Genomic DNA, 19422 nt, shown 5'->3' with positions numbered 1-19422 from the left:
TCGCGTTGACCTAGAACACGAACGAACCCAGCGTTCAGGGAATCCCCGGGTGTGCAGATGCAGGTCGTTCCGGCCGGCGAACCGCTAATTAGGTCGAAGGGCGTCCTCTCGATGCCGAAGAGCGGCCGCTCCCGTCGCGTCCAGATGACCTCCCGCCTTGCGGCAGCGCTTCGCGAGCAGCGCCACCTCCGCGCAGGGCGCGTGCTGTGGCGCGATCCCGAGAACCGGTGGGACAGCCTCACCTGAAGGACGGCGTCTGGGATCGCACACTCCAGAGTTGGATGGAACGCGTGCAGCGCCTGGCCGGCGTCGAGACTCACCGGCAACATCCACATCTGCAAGAGGCTGGCGATGGCCGGCGTTCCGACGCGGGTCATAAACGGGTCATAAGGAGATGGCCGGACACGCGTCCATCACCACGACCGAGCGCCACATGCACCCCGCACCCGGCTCCCACGGAGGAGGCGGTCCGGAAGTTCGAGGCGCTGAGCTTTGGGGTTTTGGTCGCGGAGGCCCCCGCAACGACCTAGAAAACAGAAGGCCTCGGAGTCCTTGCGGATTCCGAGGCCTTCCTGAGTCGGGGAGACAGGATTTGAACCTGCGACCCCTTGGTCCCGAATCGCGGCTGGGGGTCCTAGCACCGGTTCGCACTGCCCGCACCAGCTCGTAACCGCTCGGGATCACGAGGGCCGGCTCGGGGCCGTCCGACGCATCATCCGCACTGCCCGCACGGGTTGTGGTGAGCCGTGGTGCGCCGGTGGTGCGCACGGCACGGCGCCCCTTTCCGCTCACGACGGCGTCCGAGGGTGGCTCGGGGTCGCGGCCTACCGGCAAGGAGGGGGTCCGAAAGGTGAGCGCCCGCTCGATCGCGGCGCGGTCGTCCTCGAGCTCGCTGTGGTCGTACGTGCCGGCGGTGATCTCTGGGCTCGAGTGGCCCAGCGCCTTCTGTACGGTCCCGAGATCCACCCGCGCCTTCCGGAGCAGCGTCGCGTGCGTGTGGCGGAGATCATAGAACCGCACGGCACGCGGCACCCCCTCCGCCCACAACTTCATGCCGCACGTCGGGCACAGCCGCTGGTCGCCGTCCTGGTGCCGCCACGTAAACACGGCGTTCGTGTCCCCGCTCTTGCGGGCGTTCGACTTGCAGCGCCGGCACGTGTGGTCGTAGCCGATGACGAGGCCTGCTCGCCGGAGCGCGCGCCGCAAGTGATCGACGAGTAGCCGACGCGTGTCGGGCTCGAACGACGTCCCATCCGCGCGCGGGAAGACGAGGTGGTTCTCCGAGAGGTCCATCGCCTCGACGAGATACGGCTTCAGTTCCGGGACTATGAGGACGGTTCGCGGGTCGACGTCCTTCGGCCAGGGGTGCATCCACGAGCGGCGGATCGTCAGCGTCCCGGCCTCGAGATCGACGTCCTCCTTCCACAGCCCCATCGCCTCGCCCGGTCGCGCTCCCGCGTACAGGCAGACCGCCGCAGCACCGCGCCACGGACTCCCGAGCCTGAGCTCGGGAAGCGCGTCCAGGACTGGGCGGACTTCGTCGCGCCGGAGCGTGTCGTACCGGAGCTTCGGGACCTTCCGGCGCTTGACCCACTCGACCGGGTTCTCGCCGGCCCAGAGGCGCGCCTTGGGATCTCGCGCGCACCGGAAGATGCGGAACACGCCGCCGCGAAGGTGGTTGAGACTCTTCGGCGAGAGCTCCTTCGTCTCTTCCTTCTTCGCGAGGAGCGTGTCGAGCGCGTCCGCGAACGCGCCGCCGGTCGCTCGCGTCAGAATGAACGGCCGGAGCGATTCGAGGTGCTTCTCGAGAAACGCGCGGAAGAGGCGCTTCGAATCGTCGCGCTGCCGCTGGCCGTGGCGCTCCCACCACCAGTCGAGAAGCTCGCCGAACGTGACCCGCTGCGGGTCGTCGATCTCAAGCCCCTTCACGAGCCGCTCGGCCTTACGCTCCATGTCGCGAGCGTAGTCCTCGGCCTGGCGCTTCGTGCGGTCGTTCGGGCGGCGCTGGTATTTCCACCCTCCCGGCGCGGTCTCGTCGCGCCACTTCGCGACGAGAACCTCGCGGCCGGTCCGCTTGTCCGTTCGCCAGAATGCGGTCGCCATGCGTCACCTCTGAACGCGCGGGTCTGACCGAATTGAGATATCAGGTCGCCCTGGCGCGCGACCGCGCGGCGGCGGGCGCCACCCATCGCGGAAGGCCCGAACGACCTTCGGATCGAAGATGATCCGCGTGCCGATGCGCGGAAGAGCGGGCAGCTCACCATCGCGCTCAAGGTTCCGTATGGTGGACTCGCTCACGTTCAGGAAGTACGCGACCTCCTGGACGCCCCAGCTTCGATCATCGCTCAGCGGCGGACGTGCCTTCGCCTGGCGTCCCGCGTTGCTGTTCTCGGTCGTGTCCACCGCGGCGATGCCCGGCTCCCGTCGGGCCTGCGGCGGAGTGCCGCCGGTACGACGATCATTCCGCCCGACTCGACGCTCCGAGTACGTCGGCGTTCCTGTTAGGTGCTCAGACGTTCCGTAGGTATTCATGGCGTTGCTCGATGTGGGTGCCTGGCGCACATGCGATGATGGCGCGGCATGAGGTGCATGTCAACAGGATGCCTGTTAGCATCTATTGCGCTGCTTGTCCGTGCACTGGCCCTCGGCCGCGGCCTCACGCTTCGCGGCCCGACGCTGGATGTCGGACTGGAGGGCTAAGCTCCCGTCCTCAAAGGGAGGTCGAGGCGTCTGCCTCAAGGGATCGCGAACTCCTCGTCTGCGGTGACGGACGCGTCGCGGAGCACTCCGCATGCTGCGTTATGAGGACTCCGCGCTCTGGCCAGCTGACGCCGTCGAGCCGTGATGACACCACTGACCAAGGACTTGTTTCTCTGTCACAACGGAGCAGACAAGGATTGGACTCGCGCGCTCGGCGGTCGCATCGAGCAAGAGGACTGGGCTGGGCGGAAGCTCACGGTCTTCTTCGATGAGTGGGACATCGAGCCCGGCGCCAACATCCTGTTGAAGATCGACGAGGGCCTTCGCACGAGCCGGCTCGTCGCACTCGTGCTCTCCCCGGAGATGCTCAGGTCCGACTGGTGCGGGCTCGAGTGGACCTCGATCCTCTCCGCGGACCCGGTTAACAGGCTGGGACGCCTGGTCCCCCTGCTCCGACGGGACATCGACAGGGCGAGCGGCGGGCGGATCGAGATCCCGCCGATCCTCCGCCCGTTCAACTACATCGATTTCCGGGACGACAAGACCTTCTCGCGCGGCTTCGCGCGCCTTCTCGCGAAGGTCCGAGGGGAAGCGCCACCGCGCGGCGCCGCCCGCGGAAGCGGCCGCGGCGCCGTCGGCAATGCCGCTCAGCCTGCGCCGGTGCTCGCGACGTTCGCGGCCGAGCGGCAGGAGCCGGACGGCATTCAGGAGACGCTGATCAGCAACCTGTTGCCCGTCTGCGACATGCCGAAGGTGGTCTGGTCCGCTGCGACGTCACTCAAGGCGAAGACGGATCTCCCGCGGGGCAACGCACTGCCTCCCTTCATCCTCCGGGAGAACCAGATCTACACGTTCGCCGACCTGTCGAGGCCGGACAACGCGTTCAAGCCGTGGCTCACTCGCAACGAGTGGAAGCGCAGCGCCGTGACCGACTGGCGCACGGACCCCGACCGCTGGCGATGGGTGATCGAGCTCCTGAACCTGTCGTTGAAGGCTCACCTGGGGAGCCGGGGCATCGCGTTCGACCCCGACGCGAAGCGGTTCTACTTCCGCCCGCGCAAGCCGGGCCGGTCGGTGCGCCTGAAGTGGGGCGCGGGCACGAAGCGCACCGTGGTCCGGGCGCCCGATGCCGAAAAGGGCGGGCACTGGGTCCACCAGGGCGCGCGGCTCTCGTTCGAGACGCTGGGCAACCGCCTCTTCCTGGCGGTGGAACCGTGCTGGGTATTCACGACGGACGGGCGCAATTCCGTGCGCAAGCAGGACATCGGCCCCCTCGCGATGCAGTGGGGCGGAAAGGAGCGGAACGGGGCGATCGTGCGGCACGTGCTCATGTGGTCAGACGTGCTGACGAACGGTCGCCGCACCGGGCACATCCCGTGCGGCGACAAGCCGATCGTCATCGGGCGCCTCCCCGCGACCGTCGGGATGGGGGTGGGCGTTGCGGATGACCAGGTCGCCATCAAGGCCCTGCTGAAGTTCACGACGGCGGAGCAGGAGCTCGAGGTACCCGAGGAAGTGGTCTTCGGGTACGTGGACGACGCGGACGAGGGCGGCCCGGATGACGACGAGACCGATGAGGCCGCGTAGGTTCCGCGAGGACGGGCAGGATCTCGCAGCGCGCCTCCAGGCGCAGCCGTCGGCCCTGAAGTCGTGGCACCTGCCCGAACCGAATCTGTTGTTCGCCCGCGGCGGAACGTCCCCCGATCCAAAGACGGGCCTCTCCCTGTTTGGGCCTTGGGGAGTGGAGGACGGCGAGCCCTTGCTGCAGATCCGTGTCGGCATCATCGGCACCGGCGAGACCATTTCGGAGGCGCAACAGTGGCTCGACCGGTGCCGGCGAAGGGTGGATCCGACGGAGAAGCAGGAAGCCGACGTGGTCCTTTTTCCTTCCTTTCCGGGGATGGAGGGCCCGCAAGGGTTCGGTTGCAAGCTCGAGGTCCCGAAGCAGCTGATCGAGTGCCTCACGCCTGCCGAGGTGAAGCTGTGCGAAGGCGCCGGGACTCGCGATCTCGCGGTCGAAGCGATCAGCCGGATCATTGGGGAGCGGCTCAGGGTGCTGGCGGCGAAGGAGAGTCCGCCCGACGTCGTCCTCATCGCGCTGACGACCGCGATGCGCGCACTCGCAGGCGGTGGAAGGAATCCATCCAAGCGGCCCCCGAAGCCGAAACCCCAGCTCGCGCTCTCGTTCATGGACGAACCGCGCGCCGAGGACGAGTCGATCTCGCGTACGCTCCACAGGGCAATCAAGGCGGAGGGGATGCGGGCCGGCCTGTGCACGCAGCTGTCGTGGCCCAAGACCTTCGCTGGGTCCGACGATGTGGAGGACGACGCCACGAGAGCCTGGAATTTCTGCACCGCGCTCTACTACAAGGCGCGGGGCATCCCCTGGCGCGTCACGGGACTCGCGAAGAACACCTGCTACGTCGGCGTGAGCTTCTTCCGGCCGATCCGCGAGCCGGGCATGCTCCAGACGAGCATGGCGCAGGCGTTCTCCGATCGAGGCGAGGGGGTCGTGCTCCTGGGGGAGACCTTCGAGTGGGATCCTCGCAGGCAGGGAGCGCCTCGTCTTCCTCGCGCGAGCGCGCGGAAGCTCCTCGAGAACGTCATCGCGCTGTACACGGAGCACCTGCGTCAGCCGCCCGCCCGCGTCGTCGTCCACAAGTCGTCGATGATCGCGCCCGACGAGTTGGAAGGCTTCCGGGAGGCGATCCCGAGCACGACGCCGTTCCACGACTTCCTCTCGGTGGGTCGCACATCGATACGGTTCATGAGGGCGGGGGCCGAGCCACCTCTGCGCGGAACGCTGATCGAGATCGCCACGAAGCGCTACCTGCTCTACACGCGCGGATATGTGCCGTTCTTGCGCGTCTACCCAGGCCTTCGTATTCCTCGGCCTCTGTACATCGCGCAGCACGTCGGGTCGGGCGCCGTAACTGAGGTTCTCTCCGAAGTGCTTGCCCTGACGAAGATGAACTGGAACTCGGCCGTATTCGGCCGCTCGGAGCCGATCACCCTCGGATTCGCACGTACAGTCGGTCTGATCCTCTCGGAGCTGCCGAAGGACGTCGTCCCGAAACCGTTCTATCGCTACTACATGTAGACGGGCGACTGGCACACCGTCCGTCGATATTGCAAAGAACGGCGCTCGCGCACATGTCCTAATGGAGAGATAAGTACCTGCCTCCGCACCAGGCAGTTCGGCATCGGGAGTCCTCTTCAGCGCACCTCAGTGCCCGCGGCGATGGTTCTAAGCGTCTTAAGCAGCGCTTGGTCTTCCGCGTCGGTCCACCTTCTTTCCGGTGGCACCGCCACGATGTCTCCGGTCACGCGCCCTTTCTCCGCAAGTATTCGGCGCACTTCGTCGAACACCGCACGATTCCGAGCAATGACGCGGTAGGCGTGTTGGGCGGCAGCCAGGATCAGTGGCTGCGGAGTGTCTCTTGCCTCGGGCGGAAGAACGCCCGCGATCACCAACGCTGCTCCGAGCTGCGACAGGTCGTTCTGCGCGCCCTTGAGCAACATCTGGGGTTCTGCCACAGCAGCGACCAACTCGCCAGCAATACCTCCGACCTTCCCGAGAGCACGACGAAGCGCCTTCACCGCGGGAGGATGCGGCGCGGTGCGGTCCCACTCGTTCTCTCTCGCTTCCGTCCAGCCGTGGCGCACGGCATTGCCAACGCGCGACGTTCTCACCTCAACCCAGTCGATGGGCACGCCACACGCCGCGAAGACGATCGCATGTCCGGCCTCATGGGAAGCGGCGAGCTCGGGCGATGGGACCGGGTTGGATTCCAACGCGCGCCACCGCGGCTTCTCAATGGCCGAGTAGATCCAGCCCTCGCCGCTCGCGCACACTACTGATGGTGCGCCCGCGAACGCCGAGGCCCAAGCTGAAGCGGCGGCCAGCGCCGCGAGAACCGCGTCGCAGGCGTCGCCCTCCTTGTCATCGACGATCTCCGTCACGTCTGCGTCGTTCACCGACATCCCTGTCGATGCCTTGATCTTGGCTACGAGGTCCCTGCGCTGGCGTTTCGCCTCCTCACCCCGCCCCTTGTAGCTCGTCACGCACCCGAGCCACTTCGCGACAGCGGCTGGAAGCACCTCGACGACCACACGGGTTCCAGCGAAGGCCCACGGGGGAATAGCCACCGTCGTGCCGCTCATCGCCCGAAGCCCCCAGTACGTCTGTTTGTACATTCGCAGGTTCGTAGGGGCGAACGGCGCGGCGCGCTCCTGATCGGTCACGCGCTTCCTCTCGGCTCCGACGGCTTCCCGAAACTCTTCAGGTGTTCGATAGCAGCTCGCCAAGCTCTGACCGAGCAGCGCCGGTCCACCCGTGGGCAAGCGAAGGGAGGAGATGTGCCCCTGCTCAAGGCCGAAGCAGAAGTCCAGACCTGCGACATCGTACGTTTCGCTCGAGAGGTACTTCCCGAGCGCCGCCGAAACGGTCTCAGCGCCTCCTTCCGAGAACGGACGCCGGATGGCCTCGAGACGGGGAGCGCCTGCGCCGAACACGATTTCTGCGACCCACACCTTCCGAGGTGCGTCCGCGGCGCCGCTCCAGTCAACGCCAACGACTCGGCCTTCGTTCGGGAGCCACATCGTTTTGACAGGCGGCGCGGGGACGTCAACCGTAGGCAGGACGGGCTCTCCAGTTTGGTGGATGGCCGTTGCCGTGGACTCACCGTTCCCCTCAGGGGACTGGGGATCAAGCACGCTCCAGCGCACCTTCCCCAACGGAACGGCGCCTTGGTTCTTGAAGTAGGCGTGGAAGCGCCCAGGCGAGCCCGCGATGTAGGTCACGATCCTCGTCTTCGTTTCCCCTTCGATGCGGACCGCCTGCCCCACCTCGAGACGTACGTCCCCGGTGCGTAGCGATCCCGTATCGTTGTTGATCGTCTCGAACGCCGTGCCTTGGAAGGCGGTCACGCGAGCGCACCACCGAACTCGCGGAACACCTCGTCCGAATCCCGCCCGGTCACCGCCTTCCCGGTCGCCTTCTCGATCGCATCGAGCAGTCGGGCGGCACGGTAACGGACGTGACCATGGAAGTCATCCGCCCGAAGCAGAGACGGATCGACCAGATGAGTCGCCACGATCTCGTTCACCCGCGCCGCACCGAGCTTGTCGTCGACCGGGGCGAGGTACTTGCTCGGCGCCTTCCCGCCGATGCGACGGTTCGTGCTCGCCGTCAACGGACCCTTATTGATCACGCTATTCCAGAACTTTCGGTCCAGCTTCGCCTTCTCGCAGTAATCGGCCGGAAAGATGTGGTGTATGTCGACCGAGTCCTCCATGTACGTGGTGAACTGGATCGGCTCGCCCGAGATGAAGTCGAGGCTGCCGCTCACCATCAGGCGCGCCATCAGGCCCTTGTACGCGGCGCTGAGACGCGTCTGTAGGGTGAGGAGGCGAACCGGCGAGAAGCTCGAGTCAGAGATCGTGCGAGGCTCCGGCCCGCCCTCGAGCCACGCTGGCACCTGCTGAACGTCCAAAGCGAACCGGCTCTCAGAAGCGCCGCCGTACAGCTCCCCGAAGACGCCGCACCAGTACCATTGCGCGAGCTTCGTCTTCGTGGTGTCGATATCGAAGCGCTCCCCGATGAGGGCACAGATCGCCGAGAGCGGCACGAACTGCGTCTGGTACGGGAGGTTGTTGGTGACGAAGACCTTCTCTCGCATCAAGAGGCGGGCGGCCCGATGTAGCCCCGCTTCGATTTCAGGCGCACAGGCTTTGTACTCTTCAAGCCCGAGCCGCAGGATGTCTTTCCGCTTGCATCCGACGGCGCCCTTCCCCGCGGCGCTGCGCCTGCACGTGGCGAGCAGCGTGACGGCCTGGAGGAACTCCGTTTCGCTGAGGTCCGCGAGCAGCTCGTGCTTGTCCTCGAGCCTCTTCTTGCGAGCCTCCCAGTCATCGCGCAGCTTGAAGTTGTTCGCTGCGTAGGTGGCCGTCATCAGTTCGAAAACGGTCAGCGCGACGCCGCCGGTGTTGACGTTCTCGAAGACCTCGCACACCGCTTCCTTCGGCGTTCCCTTCAGCAGCTCGATCACAGGAAGCTTGAACTGCTGGAAGGGGAGCCAGACCTCTCGCTCGAACTCGCTCCACTCGGCGAGCTTCTGTGGCGCGTAGTTGTGGAACTTCTCGTAACCCTGTCGCCACCCGGCAAACCCGATCTGATCGTAGATGAGTCGAACCGGGAGAAGCCCGAGCGCGTACTCGCGCTCAGCGGTGCTCGCGTCGAGCTCCACCTTCCGCTTGAAATCGGAGAAAAGCTTGCGCTCCTCTGGAAGCGCCAGGATGGCGTCAACCCGGTCTACCTCCTGGTCCAAGCACTTGCGAATGTCGAGGTAGTAGTAACGCCGAATTGGCTCCTTCTTCTCCGTGAACGTCTCGACGGGTCCGTCAGACTTCAGCGCGAGGAACAGCGAGGTGAGCCGCTGCTGGCCATCGAGGATGAGGTGCTCCGGAGCCGGTGGTGCACCGGACAGTTTCGCTCCCGTGACGAGGCGCGGCGCGAACCGAGCTTCATCGCCGCCTGCCTCGAGCAGCATCGCAGCGCCAATCGGCCTCGCAAGAGACACCGATGCCAGCAACTTCTGGATCCTTGCGTCGTCCCAGACCCACTTCCGTTGGAAGTCGGGAAGCTGGACAACTCCGCGCTGAACGCGATCGAGAAGGTTGTGTAGCAGCGGCTCGGCCGTCCTGAATGTGTTGCCAATCACGTAGTGTCCCCTCCAAGCGCTGCGTATTCCAGGTGCGCGTTGCGGCAAGTCCCGGGCTCACGGCGTTGCTGAGCAGCCTAGTGCATTCGCTACCCCATCCTACTGCACGGGACGTGCAGCGTCTTCCGTTTACCGAACACCCAGCGTTCTAGTGGCGTACCGATAGTCCGAAGCGCCACCGGCACGTCACGCGTTGTGTTGAGGGCGCGGTCGAGCTCGTTCAACTCCCGACCGCTCACGAGCGCCATTCTCTCCACGACGAACTGCCCTTGCACCAGGTTCTCTTGCGTCGTGAGGGTCCAGAGACTTCCCATCCTCGTCGTGGGAGCCTTCTCAAACCGATAAATGCGCGGCATCCCGACAAATGCGTCTGGCGTGAAGGCAGTCTCGATCCTCGAAGCCGCCCCCATTCCTTCAGGCACGATAATCCACGGCTCTTCGTCCTCGAACAGGCGGTAGTACCACGCGCGCACGTCGACCTCTTCGTCCGGATCATCCTCTTCCGCCTGGAAGACGACGACCCACTCAGCGTCGGTCGACCCTGACTTCTTTCGCAGTAGGATGAGGAGCCACTGCGACGCCGCATCGACGGCGGGCACTTCCGCCGGTTCGTCTGGTGCATCCTGTAACTGCGCGTGGCCACGGGACGGCCGAGCGACACTGCGTTCCAGAATCGCGAGGGGCAACTTCGCTAGCGCCTCTTCGGCCGCAACTCCCCAGGCCATCGAGTAGATGTTGGGTTCAACGACCCAGACCTTCCATCCGCGCTCCCTGAGACCCTGCTCGAGCTCCTGGAAGTAGCCACCTTCCGGAATGATTAAGTTGTCGTCCGTCACGACGGCCCACACGGGCAGGGTGGTGAGGCAATGGGCGAAGCGACCCGCCGCCATGATGCCTTTACCAGCAGGTTTGCTCGCGCGAACACAGATGTTGTGTACGAATGCCCGCTGCCCCGTTACGCAGGCAACGATCGCTTCTGATGGGAAGAAGATGTTCTCCTGGAACGGCTTAAGGTCGTCGTTCAAAGGCTCATCGATCTGCACGTACGCCACACCGCGCCGGTCGGATGGCGGGAGCGCTTTCAGACCTCCACAGAACCACGTTGCAAGGCGAACCGCGGCTTCGCGCCCTCGCTTGCTGGTGCACACAGCGACGATGCGATCGAAGTCACTCGAATCAACTGGCCGAAGCGGGGGAACTTCATCGATGCGCGATTCGTCAATTGGGCGACCCTTCCGCGCTCGGCTTGCCGCGTAGGCGCGCGCCGAGGTCGCCTTCTTGCTGCGTGGCGCCAGTGCGGAGCGCCCTTGTGTTCGCTTCTGCGGCGCTCCCTTCGATTTGTTCCTGCGGCTCTTCGCCTTCTCTTTCGGTACGTTGGTTCGCTTCTTCGACATCGGCAGTTCCCCCCGCTGACCGAGCTTCCTTCCCTTACCGAATGTCCTCGAGCACGCGCTCCGCAATGAGGTCCGTGAAGTGCCGGCTCACTCGGCCGGGTAGCTCGCCGCCAGTGACGAGCACCCCGAGCTCCATATTGAGCGTGAGAGCGTACCCGGTCAGATTGGCGCTGGAAACGAAGAGCACGTCGTCGTCAGCGACGGCGCACTTCGCGTGCAGAGCGCCGACCCTGCCCTGCGGATCCCTGGGACGCCGATCGAGCGGCCAGACGTAAACGGCGGCACGCTCGGAGAGGGGGCCGAGCGCGAGGGCTGCGTCGAACGTTACCTTGCCGCCGCTCTGCTCCTTGGACTCCATGACGAAGATGATCTCCACGTGCCGCGCCTCGGCGGCGAGGAGCGCCTCGCGGACCTGTGCGACGTCGTAGGCTGCGTAAGAGACCACTAGGAGCTTCCGGCGCGCCTTTCCGATGACCTCTAACAGCGCCTGATCGGTCCTCCGCAGAACACAGCCATCTGGCGCTGGGCCCGTCCACACGAGCTCGAGCGTTCTTCGCGCGCGCTCTGCGCGGTCTGCTGCCTCTGCCGACCGCAACGCCCACGCCAGCGACCGAGGCCCTGCGCTGGGCGCCGCGGCGTTGAACTGCGCGACCAGATCCGCCGCCCGGATCCGGAGCTCGGGTTGTGGCAACTCCGCCATCGCGGAATGCCATGGCGAGGCGTCTTCGCCGAGCTCGAGCCGCTCGAGCCCAGCGCACACGCGCTCGAGCACGTCGTGCGGCACGTCTGCGGCAAACGCAGCGATCGCATCGACGACAGGCTCGTGGTCGCGCGCGCTCACCGGAAGAACGCCCCCACGCTTCCGGCCACCGTATCCACAAGTACGCCGCGATCCAGGTACCGGTTCCCCTTCTCGCAGCTCGTCTCGGGAGCGAACATACACGCGTGGCAGGCGGCGATGTGGAGAGAAGTCCCGTCGCGCACAGGGTGATGCTCGGCACACAGCGGGTCGGAGGCACAGAGGCGCATGTCCTCCAGCGCCGCGTCGAGGTGCCGTTCCAGCGGCTCCGGCGCGCCGAGCGCCACGAGGCCGCCAAGCGTCCCTTCGCTGTCCGGCGCCGCCGTGTACAGCAGGAACCCAGCCATGGGGCCGCCGGGCTCGCCGGCCTCGCGCGCATAGAGCCGCTCCCGCAGGCTCGCCGGAGCGTACCCGCATTCGAGCGAGAGCTGGCGCATCAGCGCGTGCGCGAGCGAATGCACGAGAACGAGGCGCATGCCCTCGAACGGAGGCGCCTCGTCCACGCCGCGCTGCTGGTACCAGCGGCGATGCGCTTCTCTCAGGTCTCGCTCACGTTCCGCCTGCGTGGAGATCCAGTTCGCGACAGCGACCTCGCTCAACTGAACGAAGATTCCCTCTCCGCGCACCTCGGAGGCAGGCACGAATGCCGGCGGCGTTCGCGCGAGCGGGGCACGCGCGCCCTCTGGCGGCCCTTCCGGCCCTCCCAGATCGTACGGAGACTGGACGCGCGTGAACCCCACGAGCGCAGACACCTCGCGCAGCCTCTCCGCAAGGATCACCCGCTCGATAACCGCCGCGTAGCGCGAAGGCGGGGGGACCGCTCGAACCCTGAAATCGACGCCGAAGGGCGCGTGCGCGGGGTCCGAGAGCACCTGCCACTCCGGGGCCTTGAGATCCATCCCCTGCGCTTGCGCCGGACCGCCCACGCGTCGCCGCTGAATGGCTGCCCAGATCTCGGCGTCACCGTGGCGCGCCAGATCACCGAGCAACCCCTGCCTCCGCAGGAACCCGAGCACTCCGACCGCGTCGACGTCCTTGAGCGTTCCCCAGGCGTCTTCGACGAGTTGATCGAGCGGGTCGGCCGCCTCCGGGATCGCCAGGGCCGAGAGCGTGAGCCCGAACCAGGAGTTCGATGCGCCGAGCAGGAGTGTCCGGAGCGGCGCGGCGCACTTCTCCGGGTCGAAGTCTCGCAAGTGTGGACGACGGCCGCGACACGCCGGGAGGTCCGCGTCCGTCCCGAAGGCGTCGGCCATTCTTCGCGCCGTGTCGCACGACGTGCAGCGGATCTCCACGTCCGCGGCCTCGCCGCTGACGCCCATCTCACGAAGCGTGAGGTGCGCATCAGCGCAGACGGGCCTGTCCCGGTGCACGAACTCGAGCCACGAGAAGTCGTCCAGGTGGCCGCGCTCGCACGCCACTACGAAGCGCGCCGGGATCATGGTCGAGGGCAGAGGCCCCCTCCGGCTCATCGCGGGTCTCGAGCAGTTCACGTGGACGAACCGCGTCTTCTCGGGGCGGTACGGATCAGCCTTCAACTGGACGAGCGAGGAGCGCAGGTGTAGCAGGGCATCGCAGCGCTGGCACCGCATCCAGCGAGGAAACGGAGCGACGGGAACGCCGACGTGAGGATCCTCGTCGAGCGCCGGCAGGAGGTCGCCGGCCCCCGTCGGGCGGGGCGGGGCGACGAGGGTCTCGACCTGTGCACCGAGCCTCTGACGGACGGCGGCTAGGAGTCGCTCCTCGGCAAGCGGCTGGCACCGCGCCCGCTCCCAGTCGTCGAGGCCCAGAACCATGGCGGCGAATCCGGGTAGATCGACCACGGCTCCGACACCGAACGTATGGAGCAGCTGGCTAGGGCGTAGCTCGCCGACGCGAACGGTCACGACGCCCTCCAGTGTGGCCTGTCTTCCATCGGGCGCTCGTCGAGGACAAGGTTCACGCCAGGCTCGACATCGCGCAGCGATGTGAGGCAGGTGAAATCCTTCCAGCGTCCCAGACCGGGCGGGTCCAGGAGGCCGCGAGTCGAGCCATCCTTTTCCATGCGATAGCCGAGCCTGGCGAGACCCACGGTGCGTTGGGCCTCATGCAGCCAAGTGTCAAGGCGGCGCTTCAACAGCGCGCGGACCTCCTCTCCCACGGCCTTGCTCCCCGTGACGTGCTCGGCGCGACGAACGATGCGCTCGATGGCTGCGATCACGAGCGGGTCCTCCCGTTCCACGCCCGACGCGGCCGCGTTCGGGTTGTACTTGCGTGCCGCCAACCGCACGAGCGCGACCATCAACGCAGAGAGACCGCGGTCGAGCGCGCGGGACGAGAACGGCGTTACCGACGTGGCTTCGACCTGCTGGTAGAACGTCGCGTGGTACTGCTCGAAGCGCTCGTAATGCGAGAGGTCTCGCGGCCGAGCCCAGTTGTACACGGTGCAGACGATGCCCGGATGCGAGCGGCCGACTCGGCTCGTCGCCTGGATGTATTCGGCGGTCGTCTTCGGCTGACCGGCGACGACCATGAGACCGAGGCGCTTCACGTCGACGCCCACGGAGATCATGTTCGTCGCGAGCAGCACGTCCAGCGGCCGCACGCCACCGCGCTCGGCGGCGGGATCGAACGGGATCTCCACTCGCGCGAGTAGCTTCGGAATGTCCGTCGATCCGATTCGAGACGTGAGCTCCTGCGGCTGTCCGAGCTTGCGGCGGGCGAGCCCGCGACGGTCCATGTCGCGGCAGCGCGTGCGCACGTCGTCCTCCACGAGGCGGCGCATCCCGGCGAGCTCGCGAATGGAGTTGAAGTATCCGACGAGCGTCATCCATGGGTCGGCACGGCGGCCCTGCAGCTCGTAGAGACGCTGTGCGGCAGCAAGCCATGCCACGTAGCTCCGGATGAGCACGGCCTTCAGGCGCCGTCCCGGAGCGCAGATTCCCAGGTAACAGCGCCCGGCCGCGTCCTCTGGGCGGCGCTCCAGCGCGAAGAAGCTGTCCTCGACGTCGACGCCGTGCGGGGGAAATACCTGCACGTCGCGAAGAAAAAGCCCGTTCACCTGCTCTCGCGCGCGCCGGATAGTGGCCGTGGATGCGATCACCTTCGGGCGAACACGGCGACCGTCCACATCCCAGGTGCAGAGCGCGTCCACCGCGGTCTCGTACAACCCGGTGAGCGTCCCGAGGGGCCCACTGATTAGGTGAAGCTCGTCCTGGATGATGAGGTCGGGCGGTCGCAGTGGCCGCTCGATGGGCTCCGTGCGCGCGGGTCCGAGCCGGCCGGCGGCGGGGTGCGAGTCCGAGTCCTCGATGCCGGGGGACCGGAAGCCATGACGCGAGCAGCGCCCATCAACGTGGCCGAACAGCATCTGGATCGTGCCGTTCCATGGCATCTGCGCGAACTTGTCGACCGTAGCGACCACCATCGATGGGAGGAGGCGGTAGATTTCCTCATCGACGACCACCACAGGCAGACCCTCCCGTGGAGCCTGGCGGCGGCTGAATGGACACTCCCCCGCGCGATCTCCGCAGTACGCGAGCGTCCTGCCTGCGCCCTGACCGAACTGCTCGACCTCCATGTCGTTCCCGGGGTCGATCCGAGTGCCGCACCAGGGACAGTGCTCGAGTTGCTGCGGGCTGCCGCTGCCCGCCGGACCCGGCGCACCGCGATGCCCGTGAGCCTGGATCAGCGCTTGATGCGCCTGATCGGTCCAGTTCGGAGTCGTGCGCTGACCGACCCAAAGGCCGATCCGGAACGGCTCGTCGCCGAGGCGTCGCTCGCCGCGCGCGAGCTCCTCGCGCCGGAGCACTTCGCATGCGCAGAGGAGCGCCGACGCGCGCTGGAACTGCTGGATCGTGAGGACGCGCAGCGTGTACCGCATGAGAACGGCGACACCGACGTCGCCGCGACGTCCCTCGATCTCACCCTGGAGCCGCCGAAGCGCCATCGTGAACGCCGCGAGGCCCAGGTACGCCTCCGTCTTCCCACCGCCGGTCGGGAACCAGAGGAGGTCCGCGACGGCCTCGGGAGCATCGGAGCGCTCGGGATGATCGAGGCGAGTGATCCCAGGCAGCGCCTGCAAGATGAACCCGAGCTGGAACGGATACCAGGTCCGGTTCTTCGGCACGTTCACGTCGGCCAGGTCGGCGGGCTCTCCCCGCGCCTTTGCTTCCGCGAGCAGCGAATGCACGCGCTGGAGCGCCATCGCTCGATTCGCGAACCGGAACGCTTCGCAGGCCGCCGCGTCCGTCTGCAGCAGCGCAACCCCTTCACGGATGCGCTTCGCGGCCCGCTCGCATCGAGCTAGCGCCGCTTCCGCTGCCTTGCGGTGACCGGTGAGCCCGTCCTTGCCTTCCAGCGCTCTCGCCCGCTGCGCCTTGATCCACGCCGTATACGCGGCGGGGAGTGGCTCGAGTTGCGCGGCGAGTCGATCGGGGTTTGCCCCGGCGAGCTCGCCCATGTCGAGAACGAGCCCCCCGAGGTTGGGGTCGTCCTCGACGGTCCTGGGCGTCATTCGCGGAACGTCGTGGTCGGGGAGCGGAACGGTCCGGACACGCACGGCCCGCTGGGTGTCGCCAGGGGCGAGATCCCAGGCTGCAGCCACCCCGTGCCCGACGGCGAATTCGATCCGGTTCCGGTAGAGCATCGTCATGGCGGCGGCCTCGTCGCCTCGGCCTCCGTCCAGCTCACGAGCCGACCGTCGCGAAAAGACTGGCTTCCCGTCCGCGGCTACCTCGAGCGTCACCTGGAAGAGCCACGCCTGGTCGCGTTCCTGCTCCGGCTCGTCCTGACCGTTGACGAGGAACAGCGTCACGACGCGGCCGCCGGGATGCGTGCGCGCGACCCCTTGGATTGTCACGAGCGGCTGCACGGGATCGGGCGGGATGGCGGGAACTTGCCCCTCGGTCAGCTTCACGCGAACGGAGCCTCCCGCTTGGCGGCGCCTCCAGACTCTCTTGGGCTGACCCGTCGCCGTCGTCGCGTTGGCGCTCGGCGCACGCTGGTAGTGCCCCCATCCCGCGGTGACGACGACCTCGTCGATGTCCTCGCTCACGCAGAAGCTGAGCCCCGCCGAAGAAGGGAAGATCGACGGCGCTGCCGGGCCGCGGTCGGACGGTCCGTCCTCGTCGTCCTGCGACTCGAGGGCCACGTCCTCCTGCTCTGGCTCCGCGACTCGGCGCCGCCGCGGCGCGAGGAGGCCGACGAGGTAGCGATCGGAGACGTGCGACTCGTTCACCTCCTCGGTGTCGCCACCTGCAGGGCCCAGGAGATCGGCTCGCACCATCTCGACGAGCTGCGAACGGAGCGCCGCCAGTTGAGCCGGGGTCGCTGGCGGCGCTGCTGGTATCGGGCCGGGAACCGCAGGCGGATTGGCGCGCTCTTCGCCGCTGTTCATGGGCAGTGACTGACATGCGGCGATTACGACGTCCTGGAACTCATCCGGGATCGTATCGGGCCCGATGACGTGGCCGTCCCGATCGAGTGCGAGGCCGGTAAGCAGCGCGGCGATCCGATCACGCGGAGCGACTCGCACAGCGGACCAGTCGAGCACGATGCGGCCTTCGCGGAGCGCGCGGTTCAGCTGGCCGACATCCGACAGCGTCGAGAGATCCTCTGGCAGCTTCACGACGTTCATAGGACCGTCATCCTAGCGCGGGTAGGGACATCCGCCCCGGGCTGCCGAACCTTCAGTTTCCGCCCTGGCCGGCTTTGACCTCATGCCACAAGGCAGGGTCGAACCCCTCGAGCACCGGGTTGTCACCGCCCGGCGTCGTGACCAGGAGCAGCCGCATGGCCCGCGTCATGCCGACGAAGACCGTCCTGCGGGCTCGCGCGAGCGCCTCGAGTCTCGCCTCAAGGGAGCTGTCCGGCTTCAGGGACGGGAACGTCGACTCACCGAAGCCGGCCAGGGCCACCGCCGGGAACTCGAGCCCCTTCGCGGCCTGAAGCGTGATCACCTTCACGCCAGGTTGCCGCAGGTCGAGAGACTTCGAGTCCATGAACGTCGCACTCACGCCGAGGTTCTTCAGTCGTTCGGCGATGGCGCGCCCGCAGTCTCGGCTCGGAGCGAGGATCGCGCAGGAGCCGAGCGTGAGGTGCAACTCCTTCGCGGCGGCCCTGCAGAACCGAGCGAGCAGCCGAGCTTCGCTGTCCGGCTCCGATGCGCGTGCCACCACCGGAGGATGGTCGCCCTCGTGAACGTACACCTCCTCCGGCTTGTCCTCATCGAGAGCGCCGCCTCCGAGATAAGACCGGGCTGCCTTGCCGATGCGGGCGGTCGAGCGATGGTTCCGCCGCAGAATGCCGGTGCGTCCCTGGAACTTGAGTGAGGCGTGCACGTCGGACCAGCGGAACCCAGAACCGTAGATGGACTGGTCCGCATCCGCCGTGAGGAAGAGGCGGTTCGGCTCGGCGCACAGACGCACGAGCATGCCCAGGACGACGGGATCCAGGTCCTGCGCCTCGTCGACGACGACTGCATCGTACGGCGGCGGGCCCTTACCCTCGGCCACTACCTCCGCGGCCTTCATGCGGGTCTGCGAGAACGTCCGCTTACCCGAGGCGGCGAGCTCGGAGTTCCAGGTAGTTCGGAGGGCCCATACCGCTTTTCGTTGCAGTGGCCCGAGCGCCAGCTTTCGGCCTGGCCGCGCGGCCGCTAGGTACACTTCGAGGGTGTCGATCCCGCGTGCGTCGATCACACCGTTCAGCTCTTCGAGCATGTATTCCGGCGCCAGTCTCGAGAGCGCCTGCGCCTGGGCGGCCTGCTCTACCTTGTTCCCTCCGAGCTCAACCTTCTGGCGCGCCATCGCTAGCGCGTGGAGCTGCTCCTCTCCGCTCGCGATCGCCATCTTGTGGCCTGCGCGCGACGCGATGAGTGTCACGAGGCTGTCGGCGGTGCGAACCTCGATGAGGCTCGCGCGGTCCCCCAGCAGCTGCTCCAGGAGCTGCTCGGAGACGGAGACCAGCGCGTTCGTGTACGTCGTGAAGAGGACACGGGGCTTCTCGACCCCATTCGCGAGCAAGCGATCGAGGATCGCTTTCACACGGTACAGCGCGACCGTACTCTTCCCGGTCCCCGGCGCCCCCTTCACGAGCGTCGGTCCTTTCGAGTTCAGCGCCCAGCTCACGAAGCGTTCCTGGTCGGGATCGAGCTTGAGCAGGAACCCGAGTAGCTCACCTTCCTGATAGCGGAACAGGTCGTCCGGGTTCGCGACTACGAGATCGGGTTGTCTGCCCGCAACCTCGAGCGGCCGGTTCGTGAGGGCCTCCGAGACGAGAAGGCGGATCTCCTCCGGCACCGATTCACAGCCGAAGAGCTCCTCCTCAGTCGCGATGCCCACGAGCGCACGGTGATGCTTCGCGTCTACCTTGAGGGCCTCGAGGATGCCCTTCGTGACCGGCCGCGGCAGGGGAGTCCCGGAAGGTTTTGAAGATGCCTTATCCACCTTGCGTGCGCGGTTCTGTGGCTCCGCCGGCGCAGGCGACTGATAGTCGAGCCCTCCTAGGAAGTCCGAGGCCGGGACCGCGTCATAGGTGTCGTCGTCCTTCCGATCGAGCCCGAGAACCGAGACGTACTTTTCGTCAAAGACGTAGAAGATGCGGTAGTCGCCCGCGCGGATGCGGTGGATCTTTCCGTCGAAGTGCTGGAGCCGCTTCTTCGTCTTCTGGTCCGCGACCGGATCCTTAAGAAGGAGATCCAGCTTCGCCTGGACGAGTCGGTTGTCCTTCCCATCCAGCGTCATCCACTGAGCGAGGAAGGCGGGCTTCAGGGTGAGCAGGCGGTTGGAGCCTTCGATCATCGCTTCCCTCAGGCATGCCTCGTGCGCCG

Annotated in this window: 11 protein-coding genes; 2 read left to right on the top strand and 9 right to left on the bottom strand. The window is 66.8% G+C overall.

The window, feature by feature from the left end; translation table 11 throughout:
• Positions 1-384: 384 nt before the first annotated feature.
• Together MNZ27_RS01310 and MNZ27_RS24185 are read right to left on the bottom strand one after the other, a co-directional pair.
• Entirely contained in the window at positions 385-2103 is a 1719-nt protein-coding gene (locus tag MNZ27_RS01310) for a tyrosine-type recombinase/integrase (RefSeq protein WP_242392214.1), read from the bottom strand.
• 3 nt (positions 2104-2106) lie between these two features.
• Positions 2107-2532 carry a helix-turn-helix domain-containing protein gene (locus MNZ27_RS24185; protein WP_408629669.1) on the bottom strand — a complete coding sequence of 142 codons (426 nt, stop codon included), beginning with the start codon at positions 2530-2532 and terminating at the stop codon, positions 2107-2109.
• A 312-nt stretch (positions 2533-2844) separates the two neighbouring features.
• On the opposite strand from MNZ27_RS24185, the gene MNZ27_RS01305 reads away from it, so the two are divergent.
• Positions 2845-4287: a toll/interleukin-1 receptor domain-containing protein gene (locus MNZ27_RS01305; RefSeq protein WP_242392213.1), complete on the top strand. Its 1443-nt coding sequence runs from the start codon at positions 2845-2847 to the stop codon at positions 4285-4287.
• Complete coding sequence (locus MNZ27_RS01300; protein ID WP_242392212.1) at positions 4259-5800, top strand: argonaute/piwi family protein; 1542 nt, start codon at positions 4259-4261, stop codon at positions 5798-5800. Before MNZ27_RS01305 ends, MNZ27_RS01300 begins: the two co-directional genes overlap by 29 nt.
• Before the next feature lie 116 nt (positions 5801-5916).
• Here the strand turns inward: MNZ27_RS01300 and MNZ27_RS01295 are convergent, their stop codons facing one another.
• The 7 genes from MNZ27_RS01295 to MNZ27_RS01265 form a co-directional block, all read right to left on the bottom strand.
• Positions 5917-7629, bottom strand: coding sequence for a DUF429 domain-containing protein (locus MNZ27_RS01295; RefSeq protein WP_242392211.1), 1713 nt, complete (start codon positions 7627-7629; stop codon positions 5917-5919).
• Entirely contained in the window at positions 7626-9422 is a 1797-nt protein-coding gene (locus MNZ27_RS01290) for a DUF262 domain-containing protein (RefSeq protein ID WP_242392210.1), read from the bottom strand. The genes MNZ27_RS01295 and MNZ27_RS01290 overlap by 4 nt, the downstream gene beginning before the upstream one ends.
• A gap of 89 nt (positions 9423-9511) precedes the next feature.
• Complete coding sequence (locus tag MNZ27_RS01285; RefSeq protein WP_242392209.1) at positions 9512-10816, bottom strand: hypothetical protein; 1305 nt, start codon at positions 10814-10816, stop codon at positions 9512-9514.
• A 34-nt stretch (positions 10817-10850) separates the two neighbouring features.
• Positions 10851-11657 carry a DISARM system phospholipase D-like protein DrmC gene (gene drmC / locus MNZ27_RS01280; RefSeq protein WP_242392208.1) on the bottom strand — a complete coding sequence of 269 codons (807 nt, stop codon included), beginning with the start codon at positions 11655-11657 and terminating at the stop codon, positions 10851-10853.
• Positions 11654-13498 (bottom strand): DUF1998 domain-containing protein, encoded by a 1845-nt coding sequence (drmB, locus tag MNZ27_RS01275; protein WP_242392207.1) that lies wholly within the window; start codon positions 13496-13498, stop codon positions 11654-11656. Before drmB ends, drmC begins: the two co-directional genes overlap by 4 nt.
• Positions 13495-17229, bottom strand: coding sequence for a DISARM system helicase DrmA (gene drmA, locus MNZ27_RS01270; protein WP_242392206.1), 3735 nt, complete (start codon positions 17227-17229; stop codon positions 13495-13497). Before drmA ends, drmB begins: the two co-directional genes overlap by 4 nt.
• Before the next feature lie 52 nt (positions 17230-17281).
• On the bottom strand, positions 17282-19393 hold the full coding sequence (locus tag MNZ27_RS01265; protein ID WP_242392205.1) for a UvrD-helicase domain-containing protein: 2112 nt from the start codon (positions 19391-19393) through the stop codon (positions 17282-17284).
• Positions 19394-19422: the final 29 nt, after the last annotated feature.

It is taken from the genome of Anaeromyxobacter oryzisoli (assembly GCF_022690765.1).
Classification (GTDB): domain Bacteria; phylum Myxococcota; class Myxococcia; order Myxococcales; family Anaeromyxobacteraceae; genus Anaeromyxobacter; species Anaeromyxobacter oryzisoli.
This window is presented reverse-complemented; position numbering and strand designations above follow the sequence as displayed.